The sequence below is a fragment of the Phaeobacter sp. SYSU ZJ3003 genome (assembly GCF_041300735.1).
Taxonomy (GTDB): domain Bacteria; phylum Pseudomonadota; class Alphaproteobacteria; order Rhodobacterales; family Rhodobacteraceae; genus Phycobacter; species Phycobacter gallaeciensis_A.
The window spans coordinates 1-19757 of the sequence record NZ_PXNU01000037.1 but is presented as its reverse complement, the minus strand read 5'-3'; the positions used below and the strand labels follow the sequence as shown (position 1 = coordinate 19757).

Annotated in this window: 23 protein-coding genes and 3 tRNA genes; 6 read left to right on the top strand and 20 right to left on the bottom strand. The window is 61.7% G+C overall.

Going from position 1 to position 19757, the window contains the following annotated elements; all coding sequences use genetic code 11:
* Positions 1-310 precede the first annotated feature (310 nt).
* Positions 311-781 carry a CoA-binding protein gene (locus tag C6W91_RS14280; RefSeq protein ID WP_065273019.1) on the top strand — a complete coding sequence of 157 codons (471 nt, stop codon included), beginning with the start codon at positions 311-313 and terminating at the stop codon, positions 779-781.
* Between the two features lie 244 nt (positions 782-1025).
* On the opposite strand, the gene C6W91_RS14275 is transcribed toward C6W91_RS14280, so the two are convergent.
* The 4 genes from C6W91_RS14275 to hisA all read right to left on the bottom strand — a co-directional run bounded on the left by C6W91_RS14275 (position 1026) and on the right by hisA (position 3341).
* Positions 1026-1343, bottom strand: coding sequence for a phosphoribosyl-ATP diphosphatase (locus C6W91_RS14275; protein ID WP_274830046.1), 318 nt, complete (start codon positions 1341-1343; stop codon positions 1026-1028).
* 15 nt (positions 1344-1358) lie between these two features.
* On the bottom strand, positions 1359-2120 hold the full coding sequence (gene hisF / locus C6W91_RS14270) for an imidazole glycerol phosphate synthase subunit HisF (protein ID WP_274830045.1): 762 nt from the start codon (positions 2118-2120) through the stop codon (positions 1359-1361).
* An 83-nt stretch (positions 2121-2203) separates the two neighbouring features.
* Positions 2204-2542, bottom strand: a complete 339-nt coding sequence (locus C6W91_RS14265) for a hypothetical protein (protein WP_274834975.1) — start codon at positions 2540-2542, stop codon at positions 2204-2206.
* 76 nt (positions 2543-2618) lie between these two features.
* Positions 2619-3341, bottom strand: coding sequence for a 1-(5-phosphoribosyl)-5-[(5-phosphoribosylamino)methylideneamino]imidazole-4-carboxamide isomerase (gene hisA / locus C6W91_RS14260; RefSeq protein WP_370570971.1), 723 nt, complete (start codon positions 3339-3341; stop codon positions 2619-2621).
* Positions 3342-3499: 158 nt separating this feature from the next.
* Between hisA and C6W91_RS14255 the strand changes: the two genes are divergently transcribed.
* Entirely contained in the window at positions 3500-3898 is a 399-nt protein-coding gene (locus tag C6W91_RS14255) for a DUF2147 domain-containing protein (protein ID WP_370570956.1), read from the top strand.
* A 48-nt stretch (positions 3899-3946) separates the two neighbouring features.
* On the opposite strand, the gene C6W91_RS14250 is transcribed toward C6W91_RS14255, so the two are convergent.
* The 3 genes from C6W91_RS14250 to C6W91_RS14240 form a co-directional block, all read right to left on the bottom strand.
* Entirely contained in the window at positions 3947-4198 is a 252-nt protein-coding gene (locus tag C6W91_RS14250) for a WGR domain-containing protein (protein WP_274830041.1), read from the bottom strand.
* 159 nt (positions 4199-4357) lie between these two features.
* Positions 4358-5353, bottom strand: a complete 996-nt coding sequence (locus tag C6W91_RS14245; RefSeq protein ID WP_370570955.1) for a calcium-binding protein — start codon at positions 5351-5353, stop codon at positions 4358-4360.
* Between the two features lie 399 nt (positions 5354-5752).
* Complete coding sequence (locus C6W91_RS14240; protein ID WP_065273024.1) at positions 5753-6289, bottom strand: peroxiredoxin-like family protein; 537 nt, start codon at positions 6287-6289, stop codon at positions 5753-5755.
* 136 nt (positions 6290-6425) lie between these two features.
* Here C6W91_RS14240 and C6W91_RS14235 point away from each other — a divergent pair, with 136 nt between their 5' ends.
* Positions 6426-7154 carry an AraC family transcriptional regulator gene (locus C6W91_RS14235; protein WP_065273784.1) on the top strand — a complete coding sequence of 243 codons (729 nt, stop codon included), beginning with the start codon at positions 6426-6428 and terminating at the stop codon, positions 7152-7154.
* 24 nt (positions 7155-7178) lie between these two features.
* Here the strand turns inward: C6W91_RS14235 and hisH are convergent, their stop codons facing one another.
* Complete coding sequence (gene hisH / locus C6W91_RS14230) at positions 7179-7817, bottom strand: imidazole glycerol phosphate synthase subunit HisH (RefSeq protein WP_065273025.1); 639 nt, start codon at positions 7815-7817, stop codon at positions 7179-7181.
* A 55-nt stretch (positions 7818-7872) separates the two neighbouring features.
* Positions 7873-8481, bottom strand: a complete 609-nt coding sequence (locus tag C6W91_RS14225) for a TetR/AcrR family transcriptional regulator (protein ID WP_274837710.1) — start codon at positions 8479-8481, stop codon at positions 7873-7875.
* A gap of 103 nt (positions 8482-8584) precedes the next feature.
* On the opposite strand from C6W91_RS14225, the gene C6W91_RS14220 reads away from it, so the two are divergent.
* Complete coding sequence (locus C6W91_RS14220; protein ID WP_368981497.1) at positions 8585-9220, top strand: DUF2306 domain-containing protein; 636 nt, start codon at positions 8585-8587, stop codon at positions 9218-9220.
* A gap of 18 nt (positions 9221-9238) precedes the next feature.
* On the opposite strand, the gene hisB is transcribed toward C6W91_RS14220, so the two are convergent.
* Positions 9239-9826 (bottom strand): imidazoleglycerol-phosphate dehydratase HisB, encoded by a 588-nt coding sequence (hisB, locus tag C6W91_RS14215; RefSeq protein ID WP_274830035.1) that lies wholly within the window; start codon positions 9824-9826, stop codon positions 9239-9241.
* A gap of 214 nt (positions 9827-10040) precedes the next feature.
* Between hisB and C6W91_RS14210 the strand changes: the two genes are divergently transcribed.
* A complete protein-coding gene (locus C6W91_RS14210; protein WP_065273027.1) occupies positions 10041-10280 on the top strand; it encodes an Lrp/AsnC family transcriptional regulator in 240 nt (79 codons plus the stop codon).
* A 92-nt stretch (positions 10281-10372) separates the two neighbouring features.
* Here C6W91_RS14210 and C6W91_RS14205 read toward each other — a convergent pair whose 3' ends face one another.
* From C6W91_RS14205 to C6W91_RS14175, 7 genes are all read right to left on the bottom strand, one after another.
* Complete coding sequence (locus tag C6W91_RS14205; protein ID WP_274834966.1) at positions 10373-11191, bottom strand: calcium-binding protein; 819 nt, start codon at positions 11189-11191, stop codon at positions 10373-10375.
* Positions 11192-11345: 154 nt separating this feature from the next.
* The gene (locus C6W91_RS14200; RefSeq protein WP_274837707.1) at positions 11346-12698 is read right to left on the bottom strand and encodes an aminotransferase; all 1353 of its coding nucleotides are present in this window, start codon (positions 12696-12698) and stop codon (positions 11346-11348) included.
* Positions 12699-12912: 214 nt separating this feature from the next.
* Positions 12913-12987: transfer RNA gene (locus C6W91_RS14195), tRNA-Gly, on the bottom strand.
* 146 nt (positions 12988-13133) lie between these two features.
* A tRNA-Gly gene (locus C6W91_RS14190) sits at positions 13134-13208 on the bottom strand.
* A 113-nt stretch (positions 13209-13321) separates the two neighbouring features.
* Positions 13322-14218: a NaeI family type II restriction endonuclease gene (locus tag C6W91_RS14185; protein WP_370570951.1), complete on the bottom strand. Its 897-nt coding sequence runs from the start codon at positions 14216-14218 to the stop codon at positions 13322-13324.
* Between the two features lie 57 nt (positions 14219-14275).
* Positions 14276-15235: a DNA cytosine methyltransferase gene (locus tag C6W91_RS14180; RefSeq protein ID WP_065273031.1), complete on the bottom strand. Its 960-nt coding sequence runs from the start codon at positions 15233-15235 to the stop codon at positions 14276-14278.
* A gap of 187 nt (positions 15236-15422) precedes the next feature.
* A tRNA-Gly gene (locus C6W91_RS14175) sits at positions 15423-15497 on the bottom strand.
* A gap of 154 nt (positions 15498-15651) precedes the next feature.
* Here C6W91_RS14175 and C6W91_RS14170 point away from each other — a divergent pair.
* Entirely contained in the window at positions 15652-15849 is a 198-nt protein-coding gene (locus C6W91_RS14170) for a hypothetical protein (protein WP_274834960.1), read from the top strand.
* Between the two features lie 18 nt (positions 15850-15867).
* On the opposite strand, the gene C6W91_RS14165 is transcribed toward C6W91_RS14170, so the two are convergent.
* From C6W91_RS14165 to C6W91_RS14155, 3 genes are all read right to left on the bottom strand, one after another.
* Entirely contained in the window at positions 15868-16254 is a 387-nt protein-coding gene (locus C6W91_RS14165; RefSeq protein WP_274834958.1) for an MAPEG family protein, read from the bottom strand.
* A gap of 199 nt (positions 16255-16453) precedes the next feature.
* Positions 16454-18028, bottom strand: coding sequence for a hypothetical protein (locus tag C6W91_RS14160; RefSeq protein ID WP_370570950.1), 1575 nt, complete (start codon positions 18026-18028; stop codon positions 16454-16456).
* A gap of 212 nt (positions 18029-18240) precedes the next feature.
* Positions 18241-19757, bottom strand: a 1517-nt coding sequence (locus C6W91_RS14155; RefSeq protein ID WP_370570949.1) for a biotin/lipoyl-containing protein, incomplete at its 5' end; no start/stop codon positions are given.

Sequence of the window (19757 nt, the reverse complement as noted above, 5' to 3'; positions counted from 1 at the left end):
AGGGATCTGCGGCGACATTTGGTGACGTAAGCCCTTCAAAGCCCCTGCAAAACCCTTCCAAACATCGGGCCCCTTTAAAAGCCTGTCCCGAAGCCCCACATATAATTCAGGGCTGCGGAACGGAACATCCGTAGACCTTTTTCACTGTCCCTCGTTCCATACCTCGCGCCCGGGATCCCTTCCGGGCGCTTTTTTCTTTTTGGGGATGCCGATGTGCTCACTGGCCGGTTCGTTATTGCCGTCGGTTTTCCGTCGCCCAATGCCGCGAATTTGGCTTTTCCACGCGGCGGCAGCACAGTAGGGTCTGGCCATGACCAGCTATAGCGACGACCTTTTGCGCAAGATTTTGAAACGGACCCGGACCATCGCGGTGGTGGGGGTGTCGATGAATTCTGTGCGCCCCAGCTACTATGTGGCACGCTACCTTGGCCTAAAGGGCTACCGGGTGATTCCGGTCAATCCCGGCCACGCGGGCAAGCGGCTGTTCGGCGCCACCGTGCGCGCCAGCCTGTCAGAGATCGATGAACCGGTGCATATGGTCGATATCTTCCGCCGCTCCGAAGCGGTGCCACCCATTGTGGATGAGGCGCTCGAGCTGTTCCCGGATCTTCAGACCATCTGGATGCAGATCGGCGTCGAGAACGCCGAGGCCGCCGCCAAGGCCGAGGCGCGCGGCGTTGACGTGATTCAGAACCGCTGCCCCAAGATCGAATACCAGCGCCTGTTCGGCGAACTCCGCATGGGCGGGTTTGCCACTGGTATCATTTCGTCGAAACTGTAGCGCGCTGGGGGGCTCCCGCCCGTCGCGCGTCACATCAAAGATGTGAAGGCTCCCGTTGGGCCGGGCGCCGCGCTGACGCGCGGCGGCAAAGGATCCGCTGAGAGGCGCTTCAGGGGCAGGTCTGCCCTGAAGCGCCATGGCGAGTGTTATCCGATCTGTTCCGCCTCAAGGGTGAACCGCGCCTTGCGCGGCCGCTGGCGCGGCCCTTGACCCGGATCAGAGCGGGGGTCTGGAGGAGCAGGGGTTAGCCTTTTGGGCGGGCGGCTTTTTCTGCGATGCCGCTCAGGCCCTGACGTTCGGCCAGAACGGCAAGGACCTCGTCCAGCGCCACATCGCGGGCGGCAAGCATTACCAGAAAATGATAAAGCACATCGGCGCCTTCGCTGGCGAGCTTTGCCTTGTTGTCCTTTACGGCTTCGATGATGGCCTCGATGGCTTCCTCACCGAATTTTTCGGCGCATTTCTCGGGCCCCTTGGACAGGAGTTTTGCGGTCCAGGAGCTGCTAGGGTCCGCGCCCTTGCGGGATTGGATGGTGGTTTCGAGGTCGTGCAGCAGGGTCATGGCGGTGAGCCTTTCTCAGCCGAGGCGCATCGGGATACCGGCGGCGGCCATGTGCTCCTTGGCCTCCTGGATGGTATATTCGCCGAAGTGGAAGATCGAAGCGGCCAGCACCGCCGAGGCGCCGCCCTTGGTGACACCTTCGACAAGGTGGTCAAGTGTGCCGACCCCGCCCGAGGCGATCACCGGCACATCCACCGCGTCCGAGATCGCGCGGGTCAGGGGCAGGTTGAAGCCGGATTTGGTGCCGTCGCGGTCCATCGAGGTCAGCAGGATCTCGCCTGCGCCCTTGGCCACAACTGTCTTGGCAAACTCCACCGCGTCGATACCGGTTTCGCGGCGCCCGCCATGGGTGAAGATCTCCCATTTGCCGGGGGCGACGGTCTTTGCGTCGATCGCCACCACGATGCACTGGCTGCCGAATTGCGCGGCGGCCTCGGCCACCACATCGGGGTTGGCAACGGCGGCGGAGTTGAAGGAGACCTTGTCGGCCCCGGCCAGCAGAAGCGCGCGCACGTCTTCCTTGGTGCGTACACCGCCGCCCACGGTGAGCGGCACAAAGCACTGCTCGGCGGTGCGGCGCACCATGTCGAACATGGTGCCGCGGTTTTCATGGGTGGCGTGGATGTCGAGGAAACAGATCTCGTCAGCGCCCGCCGCATCATAGGCCTTGGCCGCCTCCACGGGATCGCCCGCATCGCGCAGGCCGACGAAGTTCACGCCCTTGACCACGCGGCCATCGGCGACATCGAGACAGGGGATGATGCGGGTTTTCAGCATGAGATCTAGGCCCTTTACTTCTGGCAGCGGTTCTATGCGCTTCCTCGGCCTTTGGCCAGAGGTTCCAGTGCTGTCGCTGTTGGCTAGCTCTCCTTTGAACGCAGTACAGAAACCCAGCGACTTACATCGCGTATGACGAGGAGCAGGAGATATGCAGCAATCCCAACTGCAAAAGGAAGGGTGAAGAGCAGATACCAGCCGGAGGCATAGGCATTGTAGAGCTCCGTGCCGTGATCAATCCCGTCTACGATACAAGGATACCTTCCCCCTTCGTTCAGGGTGCATCCGTGTTCTTCCGCAAAAGCGTAGGACCATTCAACCAAGTAGGCCGGATAGAAACAGAACAGCAGCCCCGCCACGGCGGCGGCATAGGGCCAGAGTTTGCGCCAAAGGACTGTCATGCGATGGTTCTGGATCGACATATGCAGAACCATCGCAGGGCAGCGTGATAAATGCAATCGGTGAGGGAGACGCAAGCACCGGGGGGGCAGGCGGCCATCAGCCTTTGAGAAGCTCCAGTGCCTCGCCAAGGTCGATGGCGCCATCATAAAGCGCGCGGCCCGAGATGGCGCCATTGAGCGGTGCCCCGCAGGATTTCAGCGCCCGGAGGTCCTCAAGCGAGGAGACCCCGCCGGAGGCGATCACCGGGATCGAGACCGCATTGGCCAGATCGGCAGTGGCCTGCACGTTGGGGCCCTTCATCGCGCCATCGCGCATGATGTCGGTGTAGATGATGGCGGCAACGCCTGCGTCCTCGAAGGATCGTGCAAGATCGGTGACCATCACGTCGGTTTCCTCGGCCCAGCCTTTGGTTGCGACCTTGCCGTTGCGGGCGTCGATGCCGACGGCCACCTTGCCGGGGAATTCGCGCGCTGCGTCGCGCACCAGATCGGGGTTTTCCACCGCTACAGTGCCAAGGATCACCCGGGCCAGCCCCTTGTCGATCCAGTTTTCGATGGTCTTCATGTCGCGGATGCCGCCGCCCAGCTGTGCGGGCACCTTGCATTGCTTGAGGATTTCCTCGACCGGGGCGGCGTTCACCGGCTCACCTGCAAAGGCACCGTTCAGATCGACGAGGTGCAGCCATTCGCAGCCCTTTTCGACGAACTCCAGCGCCTGGGCGGCGGGGTTGTCGTTGAACACTGTGGTCTTGTCCATGTCGCCATGCAGAAGGCGCACGGCCTGGCCGTCCTTGAGGTCAATGGCGGGATAAAGGATCATGTCGCTGGCCTTTGTCATCAATGGGCGCCGCCGGGCTGGCGGCTGGGTTTTGGCGGTTCTATGGCACGGTCGGCGCCGGGATTGCAACGCGACCCAAAGTCAAGCTTGCCTGAAAACCACATGCCGCGCCAAGGTGGGGCAAACAGGGAGGTTTTGAGATGAAGACAGTCACATTGGGTCTGGCGCTGGCGATGTCGCTGGCCACCGGCGCGCTGGCCGATCAGGTTGCTGGCAAATGGAAGACCGAGGAGGGCGATGAAGGCGGTTATTTGCACGTGGATATTGCGCCCTGCGGAGCCAGCATTTGCGGCACCATCGCCACCGCCTATGACACAAATGGCGGCGTGTCGGCGGATTATGAGCATCTGGGCAAGAAGCTGATCTGGGATATGAAGGCCGATGGTGGCGGCAGCTATTCCGGGGGTAAGATCTGGGCGCCCGATGCGGACAAGACCTACAAGTCCAAGATGTCGCTGGACGGCAACCGCCTGACCGTCAAGGGGTGCGTCGCAGGCGGGCTGATCTGCCGGGGACAGACCTGGAAACGGGTCAACTGAGAAACGGGTGAAGTGATCTCCCGCCGCATGGACGCGCCGGGACGTGGATCATAGTAGCCCAAGCTGAACCGGGATCGGCACAAAACCACGGCGGACCTGCCGGTCCCGCACCGTTTCGAACAGATGCATCGCCTCGGCGTGCTGGTTGAAATAGGCGCGCCGTTCCTGACCTCCGGGGGCGGCGATCGGACCCAGGGCCTGTTCGACGCACCAGTCGCCAAACAGGGTCTGGCTTAGCCGCAGCACGCAATAGCGGTGGCGGCCTTCGATATGGTCGAATTTTTCCAGTCTGATCTGCAAAGGGGCGGGGCCTGAACGGGTTTCACACCGGTTCCATATGCCGCGAAGCGGGCGCCCTGTCCATCGCCGTGCCGTCACAATTGCCGTATGTTTGATTGCTGTGTGGCATCGGCTGGGGCCAGCCCCCGTAATGGGGAGCTGGCGGAGAGGTAGGGGTGATCAGAAGAGGAAATCATCCGCCGTGAGGTCATCCAGGCTGACGCCGTTCAGGATGATGACGTTCTGCCCATCATCGCCCATGTCGTAGATCACGCGGCTGCCCGTGTCGGTCGCGGCATCGACAAAGGCGTCGAGGCTGGTCGCCTCATCCGTTAGAGCAGAGAGGTCCAGAACGTCCTCACCAATGGTGAAGTCCCGGACCACGTCGCGGCCAAAGTTGCCTTTGAAGATAAAGGTATCCTCGCCGCTGCCACCGATCAGCTTGTCGCGGCCGCCGCCGCCGTTCAGCACGTCGTTATGCGCACCGCCTTTCAGTTTGTCCGCGTGGGCGCCGCCCAGCAGAGTATCCTCGCCTTTGCCGCCTTTCAGAACGTCACGGCCAAGCCCGCCTTTCAGCTTGTCGTCCTGCGCACCGCCGAGCAGCGTGTCACGGCCCTTGGCGCCGATCAGAACGTCCTCGCCGCGGTTGCCCTGCAGGTCGTCATTGCCCGCGCCGCCCTTCAAGCGATCGTCATTGCCGTAGCCGCTGAAGCTGTCATCACCACCGGAGCCGAAGAAGCGGATGTTCTGCGCTTTAAGCTGATCGATCAGTGGTTCGAAATCCGCATCCAGCATGCCGTAGATCAGCGCCGCCGAAGCATCGGCGCCATCGACAGCGGGGGCGAATTCGATGGAATAATCCAGCTGATCCAGCGCGATGTCCTGGGTGCCGTTCTCCGCGTCGGTTGCGGTGGCGCCATAGCCCAGTTCAATTCCGCTGACCGTCCCGCTGAGCGTGTGGGTGCTCATGCTGTAAACAATGTCATCGCGCAGGATATAGGCCTGTGCATCCGGGGTTGCGGTGTCGGTGATCTGTGCCTCGGCGCCGGCGTAATCGCCGCCCAGGCCGTTGGAGAAGACACCGCGCCCGGCGGATTCGAAATTGGCGCTGAAGTCTTCGATATAGGCGGTGAAGTCGGTAACCTGGCTGTTGCCGGTTGTGATGGTGATCGTCATGGCATCTCCTGTGCCGACCCATCGCTGATCGCATGACAAGCGTCAGATGGGGCCGGGCGTGACCGTGTTCGCGTTGCAAAATTCGAGTGATTCGCTGGGTCTGGGATGCGGCAGATCTGCTGCACGGCGACTGGGCATTGGGCCTCAGAGTCCGGTACCTGGCAGGGCTGTGCTACAAAGGCAGATAAAAATTGTCAAGAAAAGGTGGCTGGAAATTGCGGTTGTGCTTGGGAAGGCGTCGGTTCGCCTAGCGCAAACGCCGGTGCCGGACTGCGGGAGGGCAGCCCGGCGGGAACAACGCGCCAGATTGGAAGCTTCACCCGCGGCGCGTTGATCTCTGGGACCGGTCCGACTGCTCCGTCAGACCGGTCTATCAGGTAGGCCTATCAGGCAGGCCGATCAGACAGCGCCGGTGTATTCGCCGCGCGCCGGATAGTCGTTGGCGATGGCGAAATCGAGGGCCGACACCAGTTCCGAGAAATGCGGACGCACGAAGGGCATGGTCTGAACCGAGCCGTAGTAGAGGGTCTGCTCGGGGGTCACCATGAACAGGCCGGGTTCAGAGAACAGCGCGGGCTCTTCCAGACCGATCGAGGTAGTGCCACGCGAGGTTGAGATGTAAAGACCCCATTCCTTTGCCACGTCCAGCGGCAGATCATAGGCAAAGCGCAGGGATTTGGCTTCGATCTTGTCGGCCATCGCCTGGGTGCGCTCTTCGCCATCGGCGCTGATGGCGATGGTGGCAACGCCGCGCTCAGCGAAATCGGCGGTCTTCTTTTCCAGCTCTTTCAGGTAGTTGGCGCAGATCGGGCAGTGCAGGCCCCGGTAAAAACAGATGACGGTGCCGCGTTCGCTGTCTGCCTTGGACAGATCAAAGGTGCCGCCGCCCAGCAGCGGCAGGGACAGGTTCGGGGTTTTCTGGCGGGGGATCAGCATAGCAGGTCTCCGAGTATGAATGTTGCTGCCGCATAAGCGGCCGTGAGTGATGGTGGTGGCCTTGTGCAACGGATCAGTGCTTGAAAAATCCGAAAAATCTGACAAAAACACCGGAACTCTGCACGGGAGAGAGATAATGGACAGATTGTCGAGCCTGATGGCCCGGTTTCGCATGACGGTCGAGGTGGCAACGCCGGAGGCGGCAAACCTGCGTGTCTATACTGATCCGGACGGGGCTTTGGCGCGGCTGGTGTTCTTTGCCGGTGGGGCGGTGCCGCAGGCAGAAGACGGACCCAGCCTTGCGCTGCGGGTGGACTGGGCCGGGGAGCATAATCCGCTGGTGGCTGCATTGCCGGTGCGGGTCGAAGTGGCTTTGGCTGACGCGACAGGGCTGTGCGCGGTGCTCGATCTGATGCAGCAGGAGCTGGCCGTGCACCGCTGCGGCGCCGAGAGTATTCTGGCCAGCCTGGGGCAGGCGGCCATGGTGCGGCTGTTGCGGCACCTAATCGAGGTGGGCACGGCGGAGCCGGGCCTGTTGGCGGGGCTTTCTGATGCGCGGCTGGCCCGCGCCATCGTGGCGATGCATGACCATCCGGGCCGGGTCTGGACCACGCAAGATCTAGCGACCGAGGCGGGCCTGTCCCTGTCACGGTTTTCCGAGTTGTTTTCCCAGCAGGTCGGGGAAAGCCCGATGCATTATCTGCGGCGCTGGCGGCTGACACTGGCGCGGCAGGACATGCTGCGCGGTGATCGGGTCGAGGCGGTGGCCCGCCGCTATGCCTATGATTCCCCCGAAGGCTTCACCCGCGCCTTTCGTAAGGCTTATGGCTGCGCTCCGGTGTCTTTACGCAAAAGCGCAGCCTAAGCCGCAGCGGGAGCAGGGGCGGCGTCAGGGCGCCCAGGTCAGGAAATTGCCGATCATGCGCAGGCCGACGTGTTGGCTTTTCTCCGGGTGGAACTGCATGCCCAGCATGGTGCCCTTGCCGATGACGGCGGTAACATCGCCGCCATAGTCCACATGCGCCAGCCGCTCGGCCGGGTCCGCGACGCGGAAATGGTAGGAATGCACGAAGTAGCAGTGATCGCCCGATGAAATACCTGCAAACACCGGGTGGTCGTGGTCGATCACCAGATCGTTCCAGCCCATATGTGGCACCTTCAGGGCGGGATCCTCGGGGGTGATCTTCACCACATCGCCGCCCACCCAGTCCAGACCGGGGGTGTCTTCGTATTCGTGGCCGGTGGTGGCCATCAGCTGCATGCCGACGCAGATTCCAAGGAAAGGACGTCCCTTGTCCTCGACCGCGTGGACCATGGCATCATAGATGCCCTTGTGACCGCGCAGCTCGGCGGCGCAGGCGGGAAAGGCACCATCGCCGGGCAGCACCAGACGGTCTGCGCGGGCCACCACATCGGCGTCGGATGTGACCACAACCTCACCCGCGTCCATTTCGCGCGCCATGCGCTGAAAGGCTTTTTCGGCAGAGTGGAGATTGCCGCTTTCGTAATCGATGATCGCCGTCAGCATGGGGCCTGGTCCTTCCTGTCTTGCGTCTTTGAAGTGGCCGGAAACCGTCCCGGGGTCAAGAGGGCGCTACAGGCTCCAGCCGGTCCAGAAGGGCGATCACCTGCGTCAAAGGGCCGTCGTCGATGGGGGGGGGCGGGTTGCCGAACTCCCCGGCGAGGTAGAGCAGGGTAAACCCGTGGATCAGCGACCAGATCTGGGTTTCCACCACCAGTCGGTCTTGACCGGGCGCCACAAAGGGCGCGGCCACCGCGCGTAAGGTCAGATAGGCGTCGGCCTCTTCCTTGCCGCCGCCATGGACCAGACCCGCAAGTCCCTGATCGCCAAAGATCACCGCGAGGATGCCGGGATGATCCAGCCCAAATTGCAGATAGCCCCGGCACAGCGAGTGGACCCGCCCGTGGGGATCCTGTGCGCCGCTGTCGCAGGCGCTTTGCAGGTAGGATGAGAACAGACGGAAGCCTTCCTCGGCGATGGCTTGTTTCAACCCCGCCAGCCCGTCGAAATGATGCGCGGGCGCCGAGTGCGACACCCCGGCGCGTGCAGCGCATTTGCGCAAAGACAGCGCGCTGAGGCCACCTTCCTCCAGGAGATCGATGCCTGCCTTGATCAGAGCGGCCTTCAGGTCGCCGTGGTGGTGGCGGCTTTTCACGTCTTCTTTTGTCATGCGGCAGGTATCGCCCTTCATCTTGACGGCGTCAAGTTTGCCTGCCAGATGTTAACTTGACAGTGTAAAGTTTGAGTCGCCCAAGGGCGCAAGGAGGGATGAGATGTCGAGTGAAACCCGGACGATGGGCTATCCCAGATGGGTTATCATGACGATGTGGGTGTCTGCGGTGCTGATCGCGGTGGGATCTTACCGGTTCCTGATTGCCGATATCGCGCTGGTGATGCCCGCGATGCTGCATCACGCGTTGGAGCGGCCGTTGATGCTCTACCTGCACATCGGCCTTGCGCCGATCTCGCTGGCACTGCTGCCGGTGCAGTTTTCCACGAGGGTCTGGCAGCGGCGCCGTGGGCTGCACCGCTGGCTGGGGCGTCTATACGGCGTCGCGATCCTGCTGGCCGGGATCAGCGGCATCTGGCTGGCCTATACAACCGAGGAGGGACCGGTCGCCGCGGCGGGCCTGGGGGTGTTGTCGCTGCTCTGGCTGTGGGTGACGGGCACGGCGATCTGGCATGCGATGAACCGCCGAATTGCGCAGCACCGGGTCTGGATGATCCGCTCTGCCGCACTGACGTTGGCGGCTGTGACGCTACGGGTTTACCTGCCCGTCGGGGTCGCGACCGTGGGGTTTGAGGCCAGCTATCCGATCATCTGCTGGCTGGCCTGGGTGCCCAATCTGTTGCTCGCGGAATGGATCCTGCGCCGGGGCCGTGGCGCGCCGCTGGGCGCCACGGTCTGATTGCGGTCTGAAAAGACGTCAGAGCGCGCCCTTGGTCGACGGGATGGCGTCTGCCTTGCGCGGGTCGGTTTCGACCGCATCGCGCAGGGCGCGGGCCACGGCCTTGAACGCCGCTTCGGCGATGTGGTGGCTGTTGAACCCGTGGATCTGGTCGATATGCAGGGTGATGCCGCCATGGGTGCTGAGCGCCTGGAAAAACTCACGCACCAGTTCCGTATCGAATGTGCCGATCTTGGGCGTCGGCAGAGTTACGTTCCAGATCAGGAAGGGGCGCGCCGACAGGTCCAGCGCGCAGCGCACCTGGGCATCGTCCATAGGCAGGTGGCATTCGCCATAGCGGCGGATGCCTTTCTTGTCGCCAAGCGCGGCGACCAACGCCTGACCCAGCGCAATACCCGTATCCTCGACCGTGTGGTGATCGTCGATGTGGTAATCACCCTTGGCACGAATGGTCATGTCGATCAGCGAGTGCCGCGCCAGTTGGTCCAGCATGTGATCGAAAAAGCCGACACCGGTCTGGTTGTCATATGCCCCGGTACCATCGAGGTTGATCTCCACCGAAATCTCGGTCTCGGCGGTGGAGCGGGTGATCTGAGCGCTGCGCATCTGCGGGCCATCCTTCGTCAAACTGCCCCTTGGGCCATATGGCGCCCATGGGCTGGTGCTGCGCTTATAGGGTGCTGGGGCTGTCTCACTCAAGAGCGCGTAAGTCGAAACTCAGACCCTGTTGCAGCTGCATCTGTGGGATTGCGCCTGCCTGCGCGCCGTGCCAGCTTAGCGGCCAAATCGTTACTCAAGAAAACCCAATGAAGGGGCGCCCATGTCGACCTGCGTTTTCATCCAGATCCGCTGCAAACCCGGCACCACCTACAAGGTGGCCGAAGATATCGCCCTGCGCGAAATTCATTCCGAGCTCTACTCCACCAGCGGCGAATATGACCTGCTGATGAAGCTTTACATCCCCAAGGACGCGGATGTCGGGAAGTATATCAACGACCACCTGCTGGTGATCCCGAATATCGAACGCTCGCTAACCACGATGACCTACAAGGTTTTCTGAGCCGTCCGCACTGCTGATGCAAAACGCCTGATCCCCTGCCGGAGATCAGGCGTTTTTCGTTCCTGCGCCGATGCGCCTGAAGCAGACTTAAATCAGAACAGGAAATCCGACCCGTCCAGATCGGAAATATTGGTATCGGCCAGGGTAATGCTGCCCGCGCGATAGGAAATCACGGCATCGTTGCCATTCTGGGTCAGCGTCAGGTCAGAAAAATCATCAACGCTGCGGTGTTTGATGGCGATGAGGTCAGTCCCATCGCGCCAGTCCTCGATCGTATCATCGCCGATGTTGCGCCCCTTGAACTTGAAGGTGTCGGCGCCGCGGCCCCCCACCAGCATGTCATCGCCCTGATCGCCCTGCAAAAGGTCACGGCCGCCGCCGCCCTTGAGGGTATCATTGCCACGCCCGCCCCAAAGCTTGTCACCGCCGCCCCGGCCCAGCATTTCATCATTGCCATTGTAGCCTTTGACCTTGTCTCCGCGGGACCCCAGATCGAAGAAGTCATCTCCGGAAAAGACCTGTTTGAACAATTTCACATTGTCCCGGTTGCGGTCTGTTTCAGACACGCGGAAGAAATCTTCTGCATCAATGTTGAGATTGGTGACCGTTGTGGTGAAATTGGTGCCGGTTTCGGTGACGCCCTCGATCAATCCGGAATACGGTGTCAGGATACTGTGGCCGTCGCGGGTGATGCTTTGGAATTGCAGGCCAGTCCCGTTGTAGACATCGGGAGAGGTGTCGGGGATCGGATCAAAGCCGGGAATGCCAAGATCGGTATTTCGCATCAGGGTAAACCCGGTGGATGATGCGTCCGTGACTTCGGCCTTCAGGTTGAAATGAAAACTGAACCAGCCGATGCCGCTCTGGGTCATCACGTAGCGTTCCGTGCCTTCATAGATCAACTCAACCATATGCATGTCTCCTGCAATTACTGATACCAAACCGGTTTCAGTTACAGGTCAAAGCGCTGGCGGGAGTAAGGGGAAAATACAGCAGAAGAGACGCAGATCGGCAGGGCCGAGATCGCGCCCCGGTCTTTGGGCAGTCCGGGGCGCGAGGGTGGGCTTAGCCGTCGATCAGCCCTTCGGCCTTCAGCGCTTCATAGGTGCTGTCCACGGCGGATTTGGCGCGTTTCAGCATTTCGTCCACTTCCGCCTTTGTGATGATCAGCGGCGGGCAGAAGGCGAGCGCGTTGCCCGCCACGGCGCGCAGGATCAGGCCTTCGTCCTGGCAGGCCTTGACTGCAAGGGCGCCGCCCTTGCCGCCGGGCACGGTTGCGCCCGTGGTCTTGTTCGACACCAGTTCCAGCGCCGCGATCAGCCCCTTGCCGCGGACCTCGCCCACCAGCGGGTGATCAGTGAAGATTTCGCGAAGTTGCGCCTGCATGTAATCGCCGACCTCGGCCGCATGATCAAACAGGTTGTCACGCTCATAGATTTCCAGCGTTTTGAGGGCGGCGGCGCAGGCGGCAGGGTGACCGGAATAGGTGTAGCCGTGGCCAAAGACGCCGACCTCGTTCGAGGGCGCAACCATTTCCTTGTACATCCAGCCGGGGATCACGGAGGCGGAGATCGGGAAATAGGCCGAGGAGAGCTGTTTGGCGAAGGTCATCAGGTCGGGTTTGATGCCCATGGTGGTGCAGCCGAAATCGGCGCCGGTGCGGCCAAAGCCGGTGATGACTTCATCCGCCCAGACCAGGATGCCATATTTGCGCAGAACCGCCTGCAGTTTTTCGTAATAGCCTTCGGGCGGCACGATCACGCCAGAGGCGCCGGTGATCGGCTCCATGATCATGGCGGCGATGGTGTCGGGATCCTCGGCAAGGATCTGCTGCTCCAGATTGTCGATGATACGGTCGACAAATTGTGCTTCGGTCTCGTTCCCCTTGCGGCCCGTGTAGTAATGCGGTGCGTCCGAGCGCAGGATGTGCAGAGCCTCAACGGGCGCGTCGAAATGCGCCAGGTTTGCGGGCAGGGAGGTCAGCGATCCGGCGGCGACGGTCACACCATGATAGCCACGCTCGCGGGTGATGATCTTGCGTTTTTCCGGTTTGCCGATGGCATTGAAGTAGTAACGCAGCATCTTGTAATGGGTGTCATTGGCATCCGAGCCGGAGTTGCCGAAGAAGAAATAGGCATCCTCGATTGGCACCATGGTCTTCAGTTTTTCCGCCAGTTCCTGGATCGGCGCGTGGGTCTTGCCGCCAAAAGTGTGGGAAAAGGACAGCTTGGTCAGCTGTTCGGTGATCGCCTCGATCAGCTCGGTGTTGCCATAGCCCAGCGAGGTGCACCACAGACCTGCCAGACCTTCGATATATTCCTTGCCGTCGGTGTCGTAGACATAGATCCCCTGGGCGTGGTCAATGCACATCTGCTCGGTCGCGGTCAGGTTGGTGGTGGGATAGATGACAGGTGCCATGACTGAACTCCTTTGAAGAAAAACGCGCGGGGCGGGCTGGAACGGCGGACTGCACGGGGCAGGGATGCGGCAAGCATTGGCGCGTTTTACAGGTGGCGTCAAAAGGAATTTGATCAAAAGGTGGCGGCGGGGGGATTGGCCTATGAGATAGGGGTAGGGAGGAAGGGGCCAAAAACACAAAAACCGCCCCGAAGGGCGGCCTCTTGTATCCAAATGGAGCGGGCGAGGCGATTCGAACGCCCGACCCTAACCTTGGCAAGGTTATGCTCTACCCCTGAGCTACGCCCGCGCTGCCATTCGGTGAGCGGTGTTTAGGAAATCATGCGGGGGGCTGCAAGGGAAAAATGCCGCCTCTGCGGGGATTTCTATGACTGGTCGAATGCGGGAAAGCGGAAAACAAAAAGCCGCCCTGGAGGGCGGCTGTTTTGATCCGAATGGAGCGGGCGAGGCGATTCGAACGCCCGACCCTAACCTTGGCAAGGTTATGCTCTACCCCTGAGCTACGCCCGCGCTACCATCCGATGAGCGGGTATTTAGGAGCTTCACGGAGACTGTGCAAGAGGAAAATTATGCTCGCCGGTACAGAAAAGCAGAGCCGCCCGATGGGTGGGGGAGGCTGGCATTCACGCCCTGGGCAGATCGAACCCGGCCTGCAGCGCCATGCGCCGATGCTGCTCTGTTTCAGGCTGGCAGGAGACAAAGGCGCTGGCGGGGCAGGCAGGCAGGTCCAGCGCGCGGATCAGCTGGCCATCGTATTGTCCCGACAACAGCAGGATCCCCTCGCGCTCCAGAATGTCGCGGGTGCCGCGTCCCTTGTCTGAGCGTATCCGGCGCATGAAGTCCTTTTGCTGGGCCACTGCCTCGACCACGTCGCGGTCGACCGGGCGGCCCTGAACAAGCCGGAACAGCTGGGCCATGCGTTCGTTGCCGGTGGCGCCGGAAAAAATCCGGGTGACGGTCTCTTCGGGCAGGCTGCGCCAGAAATTCTCAGGGTAGGGATGATCCCTCAGCAGCCACAGGATATGGCCGAACCCCATGGCCGAGACAGAGCGTTTGGCGTCCTTGTTCTGCCCGGCAGTAAGGTAGTCGGGCCGCGCCAGGATCAGGCCAAGGTAGCAGCGCGCGCGAGCCTCGTCCGCGGCCACCAGCAGGCAGACTTGATCCAGCGCTTCGGTCGGGATCATCCAATTGCTGCCCATGGTGTTCTTGATATCCATGTCGCGGCCCAGAACCTCGGTATCCAGGCGGCCACGGGGCAGCCGCAAGAGCGCGCGCAGCTCGATCTCGACGCGGGTGCCGATATAGGTCTTTTCGGTCTTTTCCAGTTCCTCATAGGCGCGGCGCCCGGTTTTCGGCGTCATGATCACATCGTCGATGCAGGTGCGCAGCATAGCTGGAAACCGGCTCGCCAGTTCCATCGCGCCACCTGCGCGGGCGGTGATCTCGCCTGCGATCTCGGTCAGGAGGTCATAATCCGGGTGTCCGGGCAGAATCAGGCTGTCGGGAAGGGTCTGTTTCATCTTGGGCTCCGCCCGGCCGCCGGGCCCAGCTCTTGGCTCAGATTGGGCAAGGCGGCTTTAGGCCCGCACGGCATGAAGGTTGGGCTTGGCAATCGCGGCGCGCAACTGGCGGGCCACGGCTTCGGCCACTGGCGGCGGGAAGGCATTGCCGACCTGACGGTAGGCGTTGGTCTTGGCGCCGGTGAAATGCCAGGCGTCGGGAAAGCCCTGGATGCGCGCCACCATCCGAACGGTCAGGCGGGGCATATCGTTGTGAAAGGGATCGGGCGCCTCATTGGCGATGGTGCGCCCCTCGACACCAAGAGCGGCCCAGGCGCGGCGCGCACGGGTGGGACCCAGATCCGGCCCGCCGTGTTTCTTGGAGCCACCAACGATGGTTGGGGCGATTTCATCGGCCTTGGCGGCCCAGTCTTCGGCGCCGCGCCAGCCACGTTCCTGCATCAGGTCCAGCAGGGTGGCGCCAACCGTGGGCGGGTTGTGCGGCAGCGGATCGGGCCAGTTGAACTGCCCGGCGAATTCCTTGCGCAGGGCCACGATGGCAACGCGCGGGCGCAGCTGCGGCACGCCAAAGTCCGAGGCGTTCAGTAACCGCCAATCAGTTTCATAGCCCAGTTTCGACAGCTGGCCTTTGAGCTTTTCGCGGTAGTCATGAAACACCGCGTCCAGAAACCCGCGGACGTTTTCGATCATCACCGCACGGGGGCGGGTGGCATCGACGATATCGATGGCATCGTCAAAGAGGTTGCGCTCGTCCTGCTCGCCCAGCTGTTTGCCAGCGACGGAAAACGGCGGGCAGGGCAGGCCGCCGGCCAGCAGGTCGATGCCCTTGTAATCACTGGCTTCTTCCTTGAACCGGCGCACGTCCTCTTCCAGCACGTTCCATGTGGGGCGGTTGTGGCGCAGGGTGGCGCAGCAGTGTTTGTCGATCTCGACGAGCGCGGTGTGATCAAAGCCCGCACGCTCCAGCCCAAGGGCCTGGCCGCCTGCACCTGCGCATAGTTCAACCGATGTCAGCATCCTGCCTGTCAGCCCCGTTTGTCGTTCTTGCTCTGTTCCTTGCGCAGAAGTGGTAGCCGCAAAGGCGATTCCGCGCAAGTCTCTCGCGGCGTCTTCCCCTGCGGCGACAGGAGCTGGCAAGGAACAAAAACACCAGGATCCGAAAACACGAAAGGCCGCCAGGGCGGCGGCCTTTTAGTGGTCCAAATGGAGCGGGCGAGGCGATTCGAACGCCCGACCCTAACCTTGGCAAGGTTATGCTCTACCCCTGAGCTACGCCCGCGCTGCCATTCGGTGAGGGGTGAAATATTCATTCCGCCGCGGGGCTGCAAGTGGAAAATCGTGCCGCCCCGGAAAAAACTCTCATTTTCTGCGACGGAACCTGCGGGCTGCTGCGTTTCATACAGACGAAAAGAAACAGAGGGGAGCTGTCTAAGATGAAACCTGCCGATTATGCCCGTATTGGCGCGCTGATCGCGACCATAGCGCTGGCCAAGGCGCTGTCGCCCGCGGGGGGGCAGAGCCCGGAAACCGCATCTGAGGTCGACCCGGGCGCGATCCGGCCCGCGCCGGTCTATGTTAAAACGATCAGCGCCCCCGAGGTCACGGCCCCGGTGCAGGGGCATGACGTTTAGGCTTAGCCACTCTTCACCTTAGAAAAGCGCGTGCGCGATCAGGCCCAGACCTGCCACAAGCAGCATCAGAAGGTTCAGCACGATGCCGGCCTGACGCAGGATCAGGATCTGCGGGCGCGCGGTAAAACCGACCGCGTGCATCAGCCGTCCGCCCAGCAACATCACCCCCAGCGCATGCGTGGCCAGTGCCGGTGCGCCCTGTGCTTCGCTCAGCGCCAGAAGAACCAGGCCAAGCGCGGTATATTCCACGAAATTCCCCTGTGCGCGGATGGCCATCAGTAATGCGCGATTGCCGCCATCTCCGACGGAAATCTTGTGTTTCAGCCGCTGGCGACTGACGCCAAGCGACAGGTAGACAAACAAGAGCGCCGCCCCGCCGGCATAAAGTGATGTAATCGGAAGCATCGGCCTATCCTCCCCATAGGAATTGCAGTGTCATAAGTGAGTTCGTTTTTGGAACCTAATACTGAACAATCCTGCGGGGCTTTTGAAGCCGATTCAGAGCGGGTTCACGCGAGGGAATGCGCGCCGCGGAAGCGCGGGCGGGATGCCGAGGGCAGCGGGAGTGGTCCCCACGGCCCTTGGGGCGTATCCGTTGAGGTGATTATTTGACCGGGATCTTGTGCTTTTTCAGCGCCTTGGCCAGTTCGTTGTCGACCAGTTTCATCAGCGCCTTGTCCTTGGCGGCGGCCTTGGCAGCCATATCGGTCATCTGTGCCTCGCTTTCCTTGCCGGTGGCGCGGGACAGAATGACGCCATAGCCGACCTTCAGGCTTTCATCGCTGACCTTGTTCATCACCTCAGCCCAGAGCTTGGCCTTGAGCGTATTTGGGATGTTGTTGGTCTTGGCCAGTTTCGCCAGCCGGTCCGGCAGGATCGTGCCCTGCAGAAGATCCTTGTTCTTATAGGCCCATTTTTTCTGGAAGCTGCCGAGGTTCTTCACCATCCCGCCAAGAAGTGCCGAATAAAGAAGTGAGGTTACGATGGCCTGGAATTCCTTTTCGGTCGGGGGCTTGCCGGTCTTCATGATCCGGCCGACTTCCTTCACGGCTTCACCCAGAACGGTTTTGATCACCTCTTGTCCGGAGCCGGCGATGTAATTGGCGATGAATTTCTCAAGCTGTTTGGTGGACAGGAAGGCGACCTTGGACGCCAGCTTGGGTGCGATCCATTTTGCCGCATCATCGCAAAAGCCGAGCGGTACCTTGCTGCCGATCCCGCCGGTCAGCCCGCCAACCGTGCCATCGATCACCATGGCCTGGATCGAACCCCAGACGGTCACCTTCTGACCGCTGGCATGTTTGCCAAGCTCCTGACTGGCGCTTTGCAAAAGGCCGACACCGGCACCAGAGGTGATAGCCGCGCCGCCAGCCGTCATGCCCGCTCCGGTCACCAGAACCGGGGCGGCCAGCGCCCCGACGACTGCAAAACAGGCAGCCGACGAAACCGACAGAACAGTGGCCGTGGTCCGGGCAGAGCCGGTGAATTCCTTCAGAAACCGCAAAAGATCCGCGTTGAAGGCGCCAATCGCCTTTTCTGCCTCGGGCAGGGCCTCATCGATCAGCTTGAGGTCCTTTGTCATGATCGCCCGCTCCAGCTTGCCACTGGCACGGATGGAGCGGCCACAGAGCTTGTTATCGGGCATCTTGACCGATCCGGCCTCGATGATGATGACCTGCGCTACGGCGTTCAGCACGCCATCTTTCAGCTGAGCCACGTCAAGATAGTGCTGATAGGTCTCCAGCGCGGTTTCATGGTTACGCAGGACCGATTTCATATAGGGCGTCAGCCGTTTGAGGACGTCCAGCTTGACCTTCTCGTATTCCTTGGGCGTGCAGCGGATCTTCTTGCCGCGGAAGGTGACCTCCATCATGGGTTGTTTGGCGGCCTTTTCCTCTTCGGCCTTCATCTTCTTGTAGGCTGGCAGCAGCGCCTTGAAGGTGCGCCCGCCGGGATCGACGACCTTGTCGGGGTTTTTGAAGCCGCTTTTCTTCTGAAAGGTGCCGATGGCCTTCAGCAGGCCGGTATCCATCTTCTTGGAGGCGCCAAGCGGACCGATCTTATTGGCCTCCAGCATCCTGCGCACCAACAGCACGTCGTCTGGTTTGTTCTTGACCTCATCCCCGGAACTGGAGCGTGGGGACTGACCGACAGGAGCTGTCAATTTCGCTGAAGACATTGGAAACCTCGCAAACTGGATAAAAACTGGCAGCTATTTTGGGCTGGTCCCGCAAAGGATCAAGATTGACAGCAGCGAAATGAGGAGGCTTGCCGAATTTTCCCCGTTGTCGCGTATTCGCGGGGCAGTGGATCCGGCCTGCGTGCGGCACGAAAAAAAGCCGCAGCCTTTTTGGGCTGCGGCTTGTAGTTTTGTGGTCTGGGCTTCGTGTCTTATTCCAGCTCGATGAGGAGGTCCTTTGCGTCGATCTGGCCGCCTGGCTGGACGTGCACGGCCTTGACCACCGCGTCGCGTTCGGCGTGCAGGCCGGTTTCCATCTTCATCGCTTCGATGGTCAGCAGCATATCGCCCTCATGCACCTGCTGGCCAACCTGTACCGCGACCGAGGCGACGACGCCGGGCATCGGCGCGCCGATGTGGTCGGGGTTGCCCGCTTCGGCCTTGGGGCGGGCAGCGGTGGTGGATTTCACCAGACGGTTCGGCACCCGGATCACCCGCGGCTGGCCGTTGAGTTCGAAGAACACCTTCACCTCGCCGTTCTCATCGGTCTCACCGATGGCTTGCAGGCGGATCTCTAGCGTCTTGCCGGGGTCGATCTCGGCCGAGATTTCCTCGCCCGGTTCCATCCCGTAGAAGAACGCCCGCGTCGGCAGGCTGCGCACCGGGCCGTACTGGCGATGGCGGCCCATGTAATCAAGGAACACCTTGGGATACATCAGGTAGCCATTCAGATCCTCGTCATCGACTGCCTTGCCTTCCAGCTGCTGGGACAGCTCGGCGCGGGTGGCTTCCAGATCGACCGGCTCCAGATGTTTGCCGGGGCGCTCGAGGTTGGGCTTTTCGCCTTTCAGCACCTTGTCCACGATACCCGCCGGAAAGCCGCCCGGCGGCTGGCCGAGGTTGCCGCGCAGCATGTCGACAACGGAATCGGGGAAGGAGAGGTCGGTCTGCGGATCCTCCACCTCTTCGCGGCTGAGGCCCTGGCTCACCATCATCAGCGCCATGTCACCGACCACCTTGGAGGAGGGCGTCACCTTGACGATATCCCCGAACATCTGGTTCACATCCGCATAGGTCTGGGCGACCTCGTGCCAGCGCTCCTCCAGTCCCAGGGAGCGCGCCTGCGCCTTGAGGTTGGTGAACTGGCCACCCGGCATCTCGTGCAGGTAAACTTCCGAGGCTGGAGCCTGAAGGCCAGACTCAAAGGCTGCGTATTGCGCCCGCACCTGTTCCCAGTAATCGCTGATCTCGCGGATCTTGGCGATATCCAGCCCGGTGTCGCGGTCGGTGTTGCGCAGACCTTCGACGATCGACCCCAGACAGGGCTGCGAGGTGCCGCCACTGAACGCATCCATCGCTGCATCCACTGCATCGACGCCCGCATCGGCGGCAGCCAGGATGGTGGCCCCGGCGATGCCGGAGGTGTCATGCGTGTGGAAGTGGACCGGCAGGCCGACCTCTTCCTTCAGCGCCTTCACCAGCTGACGCGCGGCGGCGGGTTTCAATAGGCCTGCCATGTCCTTCAGGCCGAGGATATGGGCGCCCGCAGCCTCCAGATCCTTGGCCATGCCGACGTAGTATTTCAGGTCATACTTGGCCCGGTCCGGGTCCATGATGTCGCCGGTGTAGCAGATGGTGCCTTCGCAGATCTTGCCGCTCTCGACCACCGCATCCATCGCGACGCGCATGTTCTCCACCCAGTTGAGGCTGTCAAAGACCCGGAAGACAT